This is a genomic window from Anaerophaga thermohalophila DSM 12881, assembly GCF_000191885.1.
Lineage (GTDB): Bacteria > Bacteroidota > Bacteroidia > Bacteroidales > Marinilabiliaceae > Anaerophaga > Anaerophaga thermohalophila.
Genome location: NZ_AEWI01000007.1, coordinates 115,321 through 131,321, shown reverse-complemented (window position 1 = coordinate 131,321; position 16,001 = coordinate 115,321). Strand labels below are relative to the sequence as shown.

Genomic DNA, 16,001 nt, shown 5'->3' with positions numbered 1-16,001 from the left:
ATAAGGTACCAGCTCAAGGCCAAAAACATCCACCACGACTGGCGCAACATTGTGCGGATAATGAACACACAAAAAGAGGTGGTAACAACCCTGAAAAACAAAAAAGGGAAAACCATCAGGATAAAGAAATGCAGTGTTCCTTCTGTAGAGGCAAAACAAATTTATGAGGCCCTGGGGTATAAAACCGTACCATACTATATGAAAAAATCTGTGTTACCCGAAATATGAATATCTTAAACCCATCTGACTGGAATACAGAATTTTATGATAGCAAGATGACAAGTTGGGTTAAGATCGGATGGAACTCGCATGCAAGCATTTATACATGTTCTTTTGTGACAAACCTTGTCATGCTCGTTTCATCACTATCTTTATACGGGCAAACTGTTGTTTTGCAAGGGTTGGTAAAAAAGCTAAAACGCAAAGACGTATGTTGTGTTTATAATTCACACTACTGGCTACTGACTAAAAACTACTGACTAAATTACTTATATCTAAAAATCTGATAATCTATTAAGCCAATCTTTGTCATGCTCGTTTCAACAGGCTATATCACGTGCCAAGCTTCAATAACCGTTGATGCAGTCTGCGCAAACGGAACGTCTCAAAGTACCGGATGAGTTTCCGCAAAAGATCAAAGTACAAGGTCACATACAGAAGGGCAGCTCCAAGCCACATAACCATTACATTGAAAAGGGGTGTAGAAACAGTGAACGGACCAAAATTTTTCTCCGGCGCGTAAAAATGAGCTCTTCCCCATTTCCCTGCAGGCTTTTTGTATCCCGGGTCTTTCTTTCTGATGTATTTTTCTCCGGTATATACAAACTGCTCGATACTGTTTCTGTTAAGAACAATATCAAAAAGAGCTTCATTGTGATAATCTTTCTTTAAGGCAGCGACTGAACCGGAACCGCCAAGTTCGTCAATGAGCGTTTCCATTTTCCGGTCTCTTTTCTGTTTCCAAAACTGGTACTGACTGTTGAAATAATCTCGGGCTTCAACAAGAGTACTATCGATCAATTGAAAATCTGTTGCGTTCCATATTTCTTCCCTGGAAAGGTCAGCTAAATCTGCCGGGAAAAGCTGCGGAAACTCAATTCTCAATTGAGAGAGTGCACTACCAAGCCGCTCCTGAAAATATCGTTGCCTGGTTGTATCTCCATGACTCAATGACCATCGGGCCGCCTCAACATGATTCAGCAATTCCGGAATGAAGATAGTTCCGTAATAAGAGGCATTACTCATGGACTGCTCCTCGTCAAAGAAAATGGCATCGAACTTATTGTCTTTAAACTGATTGATTGCCAATGCTTCATACGACCAGCGGGAAACCATAGCATCCCCGATGCGGGGTACATATTCTTCGGAAGCAATAGATTTATGCAATTTGTCAAAACTTACAACAGTTCCGCTAAAGAGCAGATGTGGCACAAGAATAAACGGAATTAACACGTAAATTGCCACAACCGAATTCAGCCCGCTACTAATATTCAGTCCCAGCATATTGGCAAAACAGGCAGTAGAAAACAGTATTATCCAGTAGCTCCAGGTCATCCCTTTTATTTCAAGAATACCGTTTCCTATAAGGACAAACATCATGGTTTGAATGGCCGAAATGGTAAAAAGGATCAATACTTTACTGTTGAGGAAGCTAAAGCGGCTTAAATTAAGAAACGATTCGCGTTGCAGCAGTTTCCTGTCTTTAATGATCTCCTCGGCGCTCACGTTCAATCCTATAAAAAGCGCTACCACCACACACATGAAAAGATAACCAGGGATGTTTACATTCTCGGAAAAGACATAAGCTGTGGGATTGTCGGGAGTGCCGGCAAGAAACTTGGTGAAAAACCCGAGTATAAGGGCCAATGCCGGTGCTTCCAGAATATTTATGAGCATGTACTGCTTGTCCTTGAGCTTTGAGAGGCCATCGCGCAGGGTATAAATCCAGAACTGTTTCCTCCGGTTTGGAATGTTGTATAGGTTGTCGGGCAGCGGCTCCTTCCGGTCAATTTTGCGCTTAACTTTCCACTGGAATTTACTTTCAAAGTTCTCAAGATAATATCGGTACCACTCTTCGGGTTTGACTTTTCGTTCTCTGATTAGTTTCCCGTAGGGATTTACCATCCGCGCCTCAATAATCCTCAATATCTGCTCCGTTTTAACGTTGCCGCAAACATAACACTCGCGCTCCTCGGGGTTCACGTAATTGGCCATCTTTTTAAAATAGACGATAGCATCCATGGGATTCCCGTTAAAAATAATGTAACCTCCTTTATCAATAATCAGGAGTTTGTCGAGCATTTTATAGAGGTCGGAAGAGGGCTGATGGATGTTAATGATTACCAGTTTCCCTTTCAAAACCTGCCTTTTCAGCAGGGACATCACTTTTTCGGAATCCATGGATGAGAGGCCTGAAGTAGGCTCATCCACGAAGAGTACGGAAGGCTCACGTATCAGCTCAAGAGCAATATTGAGTCGTTTCCGTTGACCGCCGCTCAATATCTTATTCAATGGATTACCTACAACAAGATCACGGGCTTCAACCAGATCAAAATCCTGAAGCGCGTTATCCACTCTGCGCACAATTTCATCGTGACTCTGATCGCTGAAACAAAGACGAGCGTTGAAATAAAGATTCTCAAAAACAGTAAGTTCCTCCTTCAGAAGATCATCCTGGGGAACGTAACCGATAACACCTTCCAGATTTTCTTTATCGTTATTCAGGTCATACCCGTTGATGGTTATTTTTCCACTACTCAACCGGTAATTCCCATTCATCACATTCAACAGGGTAGATTTTCCGGTTCCGCTACCTCCAAGAATACCCACCAGTTGGCCGGAACGACCGGTAAAGCTGAACCGGTGTATGCCAATCTGATTGTTATTGAATTTATAGGAAACATCCACAGCCCTGTAGATAATTCTTGATTTATCGATGCGATGGATAAACTTTTCTGCTATGCGTCCGTAATAAACAGGAGCCATCCGGGATGTTTTGATAACGGCACCCACTGCAAGTGCGTATGGCCTGTCTTGCTCTACTTTATGTCCGTTCAAGTAAAGGTTGCGCGGCCCTGAATACCTGAAAATAAAAGTTTTGGTACTACGCACCCGCAATACCCACACCACAACCTGCTGTTTCGGATTGTAAATATGCTTTATCCTGCTGTCGGGGGGCTCCTTGTCGCCGCTTATGCATAATAATGAATTTTTATCGGTCACTTTATCAGGCGACTCAAGTATAAAAGTTTTAAGATTGTCATAATCCTGTGGGTCAATTTTCAGGTTTTCAGCAAGAAGATCGACAAAATAATGTTCTTCATCGCTGATGGAATCTTCCTTCTTCAGGAAATCAAGTAACTGGACAAACAGAATGATCTTAGGCTCCTGCTCAAGCTCCTGGTTTATCTGATTACAAATATTCAGAATGCGGGATTTGTTGTCGGACGTCTGCTTTTCTATCAGTTCCTGATTGTCGCTATAAATGTGTGAATGATAACGATTCAGAAATTCGTCAAATTTGGCCAGGTATTGCTGAACATACTCGGTATTGAAATGGCGGGCAAGAAAATCTTCCACCAAAAACCGCCCGCGTCTCGTTTTACTCTCCTTTTTCAGGTCGGTGAGCAAGGCAAAAAGCTTCATCAACGATTCCAGAAGTGCTTCACTCATTGTTTGTTCCATGTCGTACGCGGTTTTTATTCAGAAATTATAATATCATGAAATCGAAAGATTCTTAGATTTAGATGTAAGATGAATCGTATAACTTTCAGAAACTACATTTTAACAGATAAAAGTCTTTGACATGAAACAATTGATTTGCAGTTTATTACAAAATTCAACTGAATATTACCCTCAATAATCCGTTAACCTTTTACCAGACTTTTTGATTCAGCGGTTTATGTTTGAAAAATTTTTTTATGTCAAAATACAGATTTTCATATCTGAACGATGCATCTTACATCTAATAATCTGTCTTCAGAAACCAAGGGTGAAGATATAAAAAATTTCACCCCCCCCGAAACATCCACGGAAAAGTCAGAAGTTATTGCTGTCTGTTACCAATGACTCAAACAACGCAAAAACAGGATATACAAAAAAAGACCACCCTTATCTGAGATGGCCTTTTTCAGCTAATGAGCCCGGTCTAAAAAGCATCTTTGTTGCCAAACTCATTGTTGTTTTAAATTTTTGAATCCTCATTAACAACGAGTTAATTCCGGCACAAAAATTTAAAACGCCTCGATTTTGACAAAAATATGTTTTTTATACCGCACTCAGCTAATATTTTCTGACAAATTTATTTTACAAAGTCCTCTCTTATTTTCCGGGTCTCTTCAATAATAATATTCATCTGTTCCTCGGAAATGGCATTTTCCTCAACCATGTTGTAAACATCGGCCAGGGGTTTCAGTTGTTCCATCACTTCCTTAACGGCCGGATCATCTTTATGAGCATCCATCAACTCGAGCAGCTTGTTGAGAGAAGATTTCTGATTCATAACAATTCTTACCATTTCCTTGTTCTGGTAAGTGTTTTCGGAAATATTGGTGGCAATATAAAGTGCCTCAACCCAGCTTCCGGCCAGCACAAGCATGCTTACAGCGCCACGGTTGTTGACATTCAGATATTCATAAGTATCGTAAAAGGTGTTGGTAATAATTTCTACCAGCTTATCTTTATCGTCCTGATTTTGCTCAATCTGATCAACAATATCCGAAGGTAATGCACCTGAGATATTCAAAGCATCAATCAGTTTTCGCGAAGCTTCCATGTAGTCCATGGTTTGCTGTTTCTGATTGTAGGTGCTGGCGTAGCTCAAATCGGCACCATAAACACCAAGATTCAAAGCCTGTTTTTTCTCTGTCAGATATTTGTCGACATTATCAACCGGATTGGAAAGTGTGAGAATATATGCAGCACCAATTCTGTTCAGCATTTCGGTAACCTCAAAAGAGGTAGGCAGCGGATAAACAAACTCTCTTACATCTTCTTCTATCTTTTCCTTCTCTATTCTGGGTTTGGTAGCTGTCTTTTGTTCTTTGTCACCATTCTCTTTTTTCTTTCCCGACTGACAGGCAGGAAACACCAATACCAAAGATAATAATACGGCAATCAGTGTTTGTTCACGTAGCGTTCTCATAGTTAATCAGTTTAATTTTGTTTCTACAAATATAAATGAATAATGCGAAAAATAAAGTGTGACAGACAGCAATTTGCCAACAAAATAAATGCCGGATCAGGAATATTGACAAAACGGCATATTCAGATGTCCGCTACGTCCTAAATTTAATATCCGTCACCATTAGTTGCAAAGGCAGATGGGTATCATAGACGCATTCCTCTATAGTATAGCAGATATCGAATGGCTGTGATGTTTTAATTTTCTGAAGCAGATGACCTTTCCCAAAAGCAATACCTTTAATAATTTTAGGCGATGTACTTTCAATGAGTTCGAGCTTAAGGTGCTCCTTTTCCCGGCCCACTACTTTACTGGTGCCAAAGTCGTACACGTTACGGGTAACAAAGACCGGTTTCAGGTTACCCGGCCCGTAAGGATGGAAGCGTTTCAGGTGATAAAAAAACTCAGGGGTAATATCTTTCAGGCTGATCTCGGCATCAACCTCAATTCTGGGAATCATCTGAGCGGGCAGAATAGTTTGGGACACCACTTGTTCGAATCTTTCGGCAAAAGCCTCAATATTTTCGGGCTTAAGCGTAAGACCGGCTGCATAGGTATGTCCGCCAAAGTTTTCGAGCAAATCCTGGCAAGCCTCAATGGCCTGATACAGGTTATAACCGTCAACAGAGCGGGCGGATCCTGTTATCAGGTCTTTCGATTTGGTCAGGATCACCGTTGGCCGGTAATACGTTTCGGTAAGGCGCGAAGCCACGATTCCAATCACCCCCTTGTGCCATTCGGGCTGAAAAAGAACAGTGGTTTTCCGGTTCTTCAGGGTCTGATCAGTGGCAATCAGTCGCAATGCTTCGTTGGTAATGTTACGATCCAGATATTTACGTGTTTCGTTGCACTGATTAATGGTACAACTCATACCATAAGCCAGATTCTCATCATCGCTGACCAGCAATTTGACAGCATCCTTACCCGATTCAACGCGACCTGCAGCATTAATGCGCGGACCTATTCTGAATATAATATCGCTGATATTGAGTTCACGTCCTTTAATACCGGCTATGCGCATGATGCTTTTCAAACCTGTCCCGGGATTTTCGTTGAGTTTTCTGAGACCCATATCGGCCAGAATGCGGTTCTCGCCGGTTATGGGCACAACATCGGAAGCAATACTGACGGCGACAAGATCGATATAGCGGAAAAGAAGGTCTTCGGGTATTCCACGATGCATGGCAAAAGCCTGAAGAAGCTTGAACCCAACACCACATCCCGACAAGTCTTTTTCAGGATAGCTGCAATCGGCTCTTTTAGGATCGAGGCAAGCCACTGCTCTTGGAAGCTCTTCGCCGGGTGTATGATGATCACAAATAATAAAATCTATTCCCTTCTTTTTTGCATAATCTATCTTTGCACCGGCCTTTATTCCACAATCGAGGGCTATTACCAGCGAAACCCCGTTTTCTTCTGCCTGGTCGATACTTTTTAAAGAAATTCCATATCCTTCGTCGTAACGGTCGGGAATATAATAATCGATGCGCGAATGATACTCTTTAAGAAATGAGTAAACCAATGCGACACTTGTCGTGCCGTCCACATCGTAATCGCCGTAAATCAGGATATTTTCATCCTTATTGATGGCTGTTTCAATACGCTGTACGGCCTCCCGCATATCCTTCATCAGGAAAGGATCGTTAAGATCACTGATATGCGGATTGAAAAAAGCACGAGCCTCTTCGTGACTTTTGATGCCGCGTTGTGCCAAAAGTCGCCCAAGGATCGGCCCTATATCTTTAAATACGGATAGTTCGGCTTCAACATCCGGATCGGGATTCTCTTTTATGCTCCATCGTTTTTCCATTTTTCTCTCTCACTTTTGAGCCCTTAAAATTTCTCAAAATATACCTATTTTCAAAGAATCCGGGATGTTTAGGTTAAAAAAGTTATCAACAAGCGAAAAACGGTGGATACTGCCCGGCTCTGCCGCTTGCTTGCAAGATTTTGGGTTCTAATGTTATATATAAAAACGGCTACGCCATTTCTTGTCAGGCGTCAAAGAATTACGCGAATTCATGAATAAAGCAGGTTCAACAAAATAATTCTCTCATCTAAAAACGTTGTGTCATAGTGTCTCTGCGTTTAATCCTTTTTTTACGGATTACTATAACAACAAGCTTTTATACAAAATTCAATCCAAACACTTTTTGAAGATTCCGTTTTAAAACAGCTTTCACCTCTTCCATCGACAGGGTTTCGCCTTTTTCTTTCTGCATCGATGTAACCCCTTTGTCGACAAAACCACAAGGATTAATATAATTGAAATAATCCAGGTTAGTATTCACATTCAAAGCAAAGCCGTGCATGGAAACAAACCTGCTGGCCCTCACTCCGATGGCACATATTTTACGGGCATTTGTAGTTTGAGTTTCGAGCCAGACACCGGTAGCGCCATCAAGCCTTTCGCCCTCGATACCAAACGCGGCAAGGGTCAGAATTATGGCCTCTTCCAGTTTAAAGATGTATTCTTTCACGCCCAGTTTCATTTGCTCAAGGTCGAAAATCGGATAACCTACAATTTGGCCCGGGCCGTGATAAGTAATATCTCCGCCGCGGTTGACCCTATAAAAGGAAGCATTGATTTTTTTCAAAAAATCATCCTGGACCAACAAGTTATTGGCTTGTCCGCTTTTCCCAAGGGTAAAAACGTGCGGATGTTCGCAAAAAATAAGATGATGAACCACCGGTTTATTCTCTTCCGGATGCTCACGGTTAAACAGTTTGGCATCGACAATGCGCCGGAATTGCTCTTCCTGATAATCCCAGGCTGCCTTATAGTCAATTTCTCCGAGGTCTTCAAATATAGTATCGGCCGCTGTCATTCTTTCAAAGCATTTATATGTTTTTCGGCATGATAGGATGAACGCACCAACGGACCGCTTTCCACATATTTGAATCCTCTTTTGAGTCCTTCCTTCTTATAGATTTCAAACTGTCCCGGTGTCACATATTCATATACCGGCCAGTGTTTAGGCGTGGGCTGCAGATACTGCCCGATGGTCAAAACTTTCACCCCGACCTCAACCAAATCGTCCATTGTTTCAAACACCTCTTCGGGTGTTTCGCCGAGTCCGACCATGATGCCCGACTTAGGTACCACATCGGTAGAAGCAATATATTGAAGCACTTTAAGACTTAAATCATATTTGGCTTTGCTTCGAATCTGAGGAGTGAGACGACGCACAGTTTCCAGATTGTGACTCACCACCTCGGGCCCGGCATCAATCACCTGCTGAATTAAATGCTTCAGTCCGTTGAAATCGGGAATAAGAACTTCCTGGGTAATGCCCGGGTTCATTTCTTTTACTTTACGGATGGTCCTGGCCCATACACCTGCTCCTCCGTCTTCCAGATCATCACGATCGACCGATGTAATGACCGCATGCTTCAGTTTCATGATTTGAATTGACCGGGCAATACGAAACGGCTCTTTGAAGTCGACCGCCCCTGGTTTTCCGGTCTTCACGTTACAAAACTTACATGCGCGGGTACAAACATCGCCGAGGATCATAAACGTAGCGGTTCCATTTCCCCAGCATTCGGCTGCATTGGGGCATTTACCGCTGGTACAGATGGTATGTAATTTATGATCGCGAATGGTTTTGTTCATCCAATTGTAATCGCCCGTGTTGGGTAATTGAATTTTTAACCATGCCGGTTTTCTTTTTCGCTCCGATAGAATATCCATTTCTTCTCCTCCTTGTCTGTTTAGTGTCTGTCCATAACGTACCATTTACTGTGTTAGCTTGTCCGAAAGTTATTCATCCGTATAAAATTTATTTATTAAGGTCGGATGGAACTCGCATGCAAGAACTTATATACATGTTCTTATTGTGGCAATCTTTGCCATGCTCGTTTCAACCGGCACTTTCTGAACAGACACGCATATTGTGAAAACTTTTACGAGTATATGAACAGGTATTATTTAGTAACTTTGCAAGTTTAATTAAAATGATTTTAAATAACAACAAAACCGGAGAATTGGTTTTCTCGGGTAATCATTATCTTTGTGCTGTTATAAAATAAAATAACACAATTTTATGAGCCATCTGGAACTGAGTGAACAGGAAATAATTCGACGTGAGAGTCTGAAAGAGTTACAAAAATCAGGGATCAATCCCTATCCGGCAGAGGAGTACCCGGTGAGTCATTACTCCCAGGACATTAAAAAGGAATTCGACAACCATCCTGACGCCTTCAGGGAAAAGGAAGTAAGTCTGGCCGGCCGTATCATGAGCCGCCGTATCATGGGAAGTGCCTCATTTGCCGAAATTAAGGACAAACAGGGCAGAATACAAATATACCTGCGTCGCGATGATATTTGTCCCGGTGACGACAAAACGCTTTACAACACCGTTTTTAAAAAGCTACTCGATATCGGTGACATCATCGGGGTAAAGGGTTTTGTATTCAAAACCAACATGGGAGAAATATCGATACATGTCACATCACTCACTGTTTTGGCCAAATCGTTGCGCCCTCTTCCCGTTGTAAAGGAAAAAGACGGTAAAGTTTATGATGCTTTCTCCGACCCGGAGCAACGATACCGCCAGCGCTATGTCGACCTGATCGTTAATGACAGGGTGCGTGAAACCTTTCGTAAAAGAACTCAGATTATCAATTCGATGCGCGAGTTCTTCAACGAAAAAGACTACCTGGAAGTGGAAACACCCATTCTTCAGGCTATTCCCGGTGGTGCAGCTGCCAGACCGTTCATTACACATCACAACACCCTCGATATGCCGCTCTATCTTCGTATTGCCGACGAGCTCTACCTGAAGCGACTGATTGTCGGCGGTTTTGAAGGCGTTTATGAGTTTGGAAAAGATTTCCGCAACGAGGGAATGGACCGCAATCACAATCCCGAATTCACCGTATTGGAAATATACGTGGCTTACAAAGACTACAAGTGGATGATGGATTTCACCGAGCGGATGGTTGAAAAAGTGGCTCTCGATCTCCACGGAACTACAAAAGTACAGGCAGGCGACAATGTCATTGATTTTAAGCGTCCGTACAAACGCATAAGCATGCTGGATGCCATAAAAGAACATACCGGTATCGATATTTCAGGTATGGACGAGGCACAACTGCGAAAAGTTTGTGACGATCTTGGTATTGAACACGATGAGTCAATGGGCAAAGGAAAGCTGATAGATGAAATTTTCGGTGAAAAATGCGAGCCTCATTATATCCAGCCCACGTTTATCACCGATTATCCGGTTGAGATGTCGCCACTTTGCAAAAAACACCGCGATAATCCGGAACTGACCGAGCGCTTTGAACTCATGGTAAACGGCAAAGAAATAGCCAATGCCTATTCGGAGCTTAACGACCCCATCGATCAGCTGGAACGCTTCAAAGAACAGTTGCGTCTTTCCGAAAAAGGTGATGACGAGGCCATGTTTATTGACATGGATTTTATAAGAGCACTGGAATACGGTATGCCCCCGACCTCGGGCATGGGCATCGGCATCGACCGCCTTACTATGCTGATGACCAATCAGAGTACCATACAGGAAGTCATTTTCTTCCCCCAGATGCGCCCGGAGAAAAAACAGGAACGCGACAGCGAGGAAAAATTCACAGAGCTCGGTATACCGGCAGAGTGGGTACCTGTTATTTATAAAGCCGGATACCTGAAAACAGACGACCTTAAGGAAGCCAATCCCAACAAACTGCATCAGGAATTGTGCGGTCTCAACAAAAAACATAAGCTGGGACTACAGAATCCCAAACCCGACGAAGTAAAGGCCTGGTGCAATCAATAGTTCTTACCGGCCAATTCAATGACAAATATCGTTGCCCAAGCCGGGAAATATTCCTTAATTTTAGAATAAAAAACAAAATCTAACGATATGGATGAATCTTCAACCATTGGAATCATAGGCAGTGGAAGTTGGGCCACCGCCATTGCTAAAATGGTACTGAACAATTCAGACAAGCTTAACTGGTACTTTAGAAATGAAGAACACTTAAAACAGTTCAGAAAAATAGGTCATAACCCGAATTACCTGACATCGGTGGATTTCGATGTAGAACAGATATTCTTTTCTACCGACCTGAATGAAATTGTTGAGAAATCAGATATCCTGATATTTGCAATTCCTTCGGCATTTCTGAAAGAAGCTTTGAAGCCCCTCAATATTTCGCTTAAAGACAAATTTGTGGTTTCGGCCATTAAAGGACTTATTCCTGATGAGAACCTTATCATTGCAAGTTTCTTTAACAAACATTACCACGTACCCATCGATTCCATTGCAGTGATCTCGGGGCCCTGTCACGCCGAAGAAGTGGCCCTGGAACGCCTGTCATATCTTACCATCGCCTGCCAGGACATGAAAAAAGGTCGTATGGTTGCTTCGCGCCTGGCCTGTGCGTATGTTAAAACCACCGTTATTGATGACATTTACGGAACCGAATATGCTGCCGTTCTGAAAAACGTGATGGCCATTGCAGCCGGCATCTGTCACGGACTGGGATACGGCGACAACTTTCAGGCCGTGCTTATTTCCAACGGGATACAGGAGATCAAACGTTTTGTCGACACGGTACACCCGATAACCCGCGACATAAAAAGCTCGGCCTACCTTGGCGACCTGCTGGTAACAGCTTATTCTCAGTTTTCGCGCAACCGCACGTTCGGTAACATGTTGGGCAAAGGCTATTCGGTAAAAAGTGCCCAGCTCGAAATGCTGATGATTGCCGAAGGCTATTACGCCGTGAAAAGCATTATTGAAATCAATAAAAAATATAACGTAAACCTGCCCATTACGGAAGCCGTTTACAGAATTATTTATGAAAAAATTTCACCGGTTATTGAAATTAAGCTATTGACAGAGCAGCTGAGATAGGCAAAGGCACAGAGCATGGAGCAAAGAGCTAAAAGGCAGAAGGGTAGACAGGTTATAGGCCAGTAGACGATTAGTTACACAGAGGTGCACGGAGCACATCACAGAGATTCAAAGAGAAAAACGGACTTTTTACTCTGTGGAACTCTGTGTATCATCTCCGTGAAACTCTGTGAAACAATAAATTATGCAGAGTTTTTAGACAGCCCCGATAATTGGCGTAAATTCGTTGACAACCAAAAATATTCGTTGACAACCAAAAATAATTGCGTAGCAATTAGCTAATCCGACAAATTATGACTTAAGCTCTTTAGTTATTTTGGGGCTCTGGCTTGTCCAGGTTAGATATAAAAAAGTTTAACAGACCATTGATAAATCTTAAAAACTAAATAAGACTATGAAAGACCTTACCATTGATGTGTCGAATGTTGCACCTGATGTGACTTTGGACATGATAAACGCGGAAAAAGAGAATGTACAAAAACAACTTGAAACGCTGACCAATAAGACCGGCAAGGGAAACGATTTTCTCGGATGGCTCGATCTGCCTGAAGAAATATCGCCCGACCAGCTGATGTCGATTGAAGAAACGGCAGCCCGCCTGCGCGGCAAAGCCGACTACGTGGTGGTTACCGGGATAGGCGGAAGCTATCTCGGAGCCAGGGCCGTTATTGACGCCATGAACGATTCCTTCGACCATCTGAAAGGGGGACGAAAGAATCCTTTCATCCTGTATGCCGGTCAGAACTTAGGAGAAGATTACACCTACGAACTACTTGATCTGCTGAAAGACAAATCATTTGGCATCATTGTCATTTCCAAATCGGGAACTACCACCGAGCCCGCCATAGCTTTCAGAACGCTGAAAGAACTACTCGAAACAAAATACGACAAAGACGAAGTAAAAGAACGCATTGTGGCCATTACCGACGCCAAAAAAGGAGCTCTGCGAACACTGGCCGATCAGGAAGGTTACGAAACTTATGTGATCCCCGACGATGTTGGCGGCCGCTATTCGGTACTAACTCCTGTCGGTCTCCTGCCCATTGCCGTGGCAGGTTTCAGCATCAGTGAACTGGTCAGAGGGGCAAAAAAAATGCGGGAACTTACTGCCGTGAATGTACCCTTTGAGCAAAATCCTGCATCGCTATATGCAGCTACGCGCAACCTGCTGTACAAAAAAGGGAAAAAGATTGAAATACTGGTAAATTATCAGCCTAAGCTGCATTACATCTCCGAATGGTGGAAACAACTGTACGGCGAAAGCGAAGGCAAAGAAAACAAAGGGATTTTCCCGGCATCGGTCGATTTCACTACCGACTTGCACAGTATGGGACAATGGATACAGGAAGGTGAAAGAACAATTTTCGAAACCGTTGTCAGCATTGCCGCTGCACGTCACCGGGTATTGATCCCCCGCGATGAGGGGAACCTCGACAACCTGAATTACCTGGCCGGAAAGCGTATTGACGAAGTCAATAAAATGGCTGAACTGGGAACACGTATCGCTCATACCGACGGGGGCGTTCCAAACATCCGCATTGAACTCCCCGAACTCAATGAATACTACCTGGGACAGCTGCTTTACTTCTTCGAAAAAGCCTGCGGCATCAGCGGTTACATCCTGGGCGTTAATCCCTTCGATCAGCCGGGCGTGGAAGCTTACAAGAAAAACATGTTTGCCCTCCTCGGTAAACCGGGATTCGAGAAGGAAACTGAAGCGATTCAAAAACGGTTGTAACCGTTCGGAAGATAACATCTATGCAATAACACGTCCCCGGAAAAGATTTTTCGGGGACGTTTGTGCTTAATATCCAGGTATTTTATAGCCGGTCTTTTTCTTTTTAAAAAGGCTCACACTCACCCTGTGCAATCAACTTATTTCACAGGCTAAACCTTACGCATGGATACTCCCGATAAACCGGGACAGGCCGTACACGCCGGTTCTTTACACCATGGGATACATAAGGTGCAGATTGGGGTTAAAGACTGGAACGTTTCTGCTGTGCCGGCGGTAAGCCGGGGATGGCAATGGGAAGCAGTTGTCTGAATTAGGATTTTTAGGATTTTGAGATTAAAGGATTGCCTTAACGCATGGATCCTAAAATTCCTTTAATCCTACGAATCCTGGCTCAGGCAGTGGTTAGTTGGCAATAATAACCATAATAACTCTCCGCTTCGCTACGAGTTATTTCCGGTTATCAACACCAGGTTACATCATCATAAATGTTAGAATTGCCTAAGACCTAAGTTGAGCGATTTAAACGTAGTAAAAACCGCTTTACTCAGGTATAACCCCGACTTAGAAATTGTCGATTTTTACCGAATTGGTGAGGTAAAAAGCTTACAATTTCTTTGTCGTGTGCAAAATCGCACAATTTGGGTAAGATTAAAAAAAAGTGGTGCAAAGAATGGGGAGTAGAATAAACAGATATAGAGGTCATTGTGGTTTGTGGGATAAAAACGATAATGGCGCTATGGAATGGTAGCGCATTTAGAAAGAAAATCCTCTATCCCGTGAAAATTTACTATATTTAAAGGCAAAAATAAAGCGCAATGAAACGAGCATGACAAAGTTTGTCACAAAAGACCATGTATAAACCCTTGCATGCGAGTTCCATCCGACCTTAATAAACAAATTTTATAGGGATGAAAGCATATAAGTTTGACACCAAAATATCGGAAAACGGAGCAATTTTGCTTCCTCTAAATCCTAATCTTTATAATAAAGAAGTGGAAATTATTATTGTTCCCAAAACAAAACCAGAGAAAACGAGAATTCATAAAGCAAGTGATTTCGTGAATAAATGGGCTGGGTTTCTGACCAATTCTGAAACAGACAATTCAAAATTCAATTATCTTTCAGAAAAATACAGATAATAACCAATAAAAATCATGCATAGAAACGAATCTGGTATTCAGAAAGACAAGTTCAATCCGACCAAGTAACAAAGAATCATCTTACTTTAATGAAAAAGGTATAATTCGATACAAATATTATCCTTGATATTGCTCTGAAGAGAGAATCTTTTTTTTGAAGATGCTCAAAAATTATTTATACTCATTGATGAAGAGAAAATTACAGGAAATATTACTGCAACAACCATTACTGATATTTACTACATTGCAAAAAAGGAAAAAGGACATAATGAAGCGATTAACTTCATTGAAAACTAGTAGAAGTGATTGATGTAATTGGAATTAACAAAGAGATAATATTAAAAGCATTGGCATCAAAGATGAAAGATTTTGAAGATGCAATACAATCATCTGCAGCCGAAATACATCAGATAGATTTAATTCTAACCAGAAATAAAAATGACTTCACAGATACAACCATAAAGGTTTTAACACCAAAAGAATTTTTAAAAGACTAAACCGCAGACAAAACGCGCTACAACAAAGCTATATACGCCAGCCGTGGCATCCACAGCATATTGAGGGTCTTGTATTACCCTCTCCCATGCGTTCAAGCTGATAAAGTCACAGCTGGTCTGAAGCCATGCCCAGGCGCATATAGCCGGGACGTTGTGCAAAATTGCAGGAGACCATCCTACAAAATTGAAACAGGATTGACTCAAATAGTTTCCTTTTGTGAAACATTTCTTGTATATTTGCGAATAAGTAAATGAAAGTACATTTAATTAAGAAGCAGACAATTGAAGATTATATCTTGAGAAATGCCAGAAGTAGAGCAGCTTTTGAGATATGGTTATCAATTATTAAACGAGTTGATTGGCACGAACCTAATGAAATAATATTGACATTTAATAGTGCTGATATTTTAGGTAAAGGTTCTGACAGAGTTGTGTTTAATATCGGCGGAAATAATTATCGTCTGATTTGTAAATATCACTTTGGAGATACGAGAGTTCATCTATTTATTAAGTGGATTGGTACTCATGCAGAATACACAAAACTTTGCAATGAGAGAAAACAGTACGAGATTGATGTTTATTAAT

The 16,001-nt window shown here is 42.0% G+C and carries 12 protein-coding genes and 1 pseudogene; 8 read left to right on the top strand and 5 right to left on the bottom strand.

Features of this window, described 5'->3' with window-relative positions; all coding sequences use genetic code 11:
• Nucleotides 1-228, top strand: a pseudogene (locus ATH1_RS21580) (IS1634 family transposase); the annotation flags it as partial.
• A 324-nt stretch (nt 229-552) separates the two neighbouring features.
• Here ATH1_RS21580 and ATH1_RS0103275 read toward each other — a convergent pair.
• The 5 genes from ATH1_RS0103275 to lipA all read right to left on the bottom strand — a co-directional run bounded on the left by ATH1_RS0103275 (nt 553) and on the right by lipA (nt 8,921).
• The gene (locus tag ATH1_RS0103275; protein WP_010417445.1) at nt 553-3,684 is read right to left on the bottom strand and encodes an ATP-binding cassette domain-containing protein; all 3,132 of its coding nucleotides are present in this window, start codon (nt 3,682-3,684) and stop codon (nt 553-555) included.
• Nucleotides 3,685-4,300: 616 nt separating this feature from the next.
• A complete protein-coding gene (locus ATH1_RS0103265; RefSeq protein ID WP_010417440.1) occupies nt 4,301-5,143 on the bottom strand; it encodes a hypothetical protein in 843 nt (280 codons plus the stop codon).
• Between the two features lie 133 nt (nt 5,144-5,276).
• Complete coding sequence (gene recJ / locus ATH1_RS0103260) at nt 5,277-6,992, bottom strand: single-stranded-DNA-specific exonuclease RecJ (RefSeq protein WP_010417436.1); 1,716 nt, start codon at nt 6,990-6,992, stop codon at nt 5,277-5,279.
• Between the two features lie 316 nt (nt 6,993-7,308).
• Nucleotides 7,309-8,010 (bottom strand): lipoyl(octanoyl) transferase LipB, encoded by a 702-nt coding sequence (lipB, locus tag ATH1_RS0103255; protein WP_010417433.1) that lies wholly within the window; start codon nt 8,008-8,010, stop codon nt 7,309-7,311.
• Complete coding sequence (lipA, locus tag ATH1_RS0103250) at nt 8,007-8,921, bottom strand: lipoyl synthase (RefSeq protein WP_010417429.1); 915 nt, start codon at nt 8,919-8,921, stop codon at nt 8,007-8,009. The genes lipB and lipA overlap by 4 nt, the downstream gene beginning before the upstream one ends.
• A gap of 307 nt (nt 8,922-9,228) precedes the next feature.
• Between lipA and lysS the strand changes: the two genes are divergently transcribed.
• From lysS to ATH1_RS0103210, 7 genes are all read left to right on the top strand, one after another.
• Complete coding sequence (lysS, locus tag ATH1_RS0103245) at nt 9,229-10,959, top strand: lysine--tRNA ligase (RefSeq protein ID WP_010417426.1); 1,731 nt, start codon at nt 9,229-9,231, stop codon at nt 10,957-10,959.
• Between the two features lie 87 nt (nt 10,960-11,046).
• Entirely contained in the window at nt 11,047-12,042 is a 996-nt protein-coding gene (locus ATH1_RS0103235; RefSeq protein ID WP_010417422.1) for an NAD(P)H-dependent glycerol-3-phosphate dehydrogenase, read from the top strand.
• A gap of 394 nt (nt 12,043-12,436) precedes the next feature.
• Nucleotides 12,437-13,780 (top strand): glucose-6-phosphate isomerase, encoded by a 1,344-nt coding sequence (locus ATH1_RS0103230; RefSeq protein WP_010417420.1) that lies wholly within the window; start codon nt 12,437-12,439, stop codon nt 13,778-13,780.
• A 162-nt stretch (nt 13,781-13,942) separates the two neighbouring features.
• On the top strand, nt 13,943-14,089 hold the full coding sequence (locus tag ATH1_RS21370) for a hypothetical protein (protein ID WP_010417418.1): 147 nt from the start codon (nt 13,943-13,945) through the stop codon (nt 14,087-14,089).
• A gap of 599 nt (nt 14,090-14,688) precedes the next feature.
• Complete coding sequence (locus ATH1_RS0103220; RefSeq protein WP_010417416.1) at nt 14,689-14,919, top strand: hypothetical protein; 231 nt, start codon at nt 14,689-14,691, stop codon at nt 14,917-14,919.
• 302 nt (nt 14,920-15,221) lie between these two features.
• A complete protein-coding gene (locus tag ATH1_RS20040) occupies nt 15,222-15,416 on the top strand; it encodes a hypothetical protein (RefSeq protein WP_010417411.1) in 195 nt (64 codons plus the stop codon).
• 251 nt (nt 15,417-15,667) lie between these two features.
• Entirely contained in the window at nt 15,668-16,000 is a 333-nt protein-coding gene (locus ATH1_RS0103210) for a type II toxin-antitoxin system HigB family toxin (protein ID WP_010417408.1), read from the top strand.
• Nucleotide 16,001: the final 1 nt, after the last annotated feature.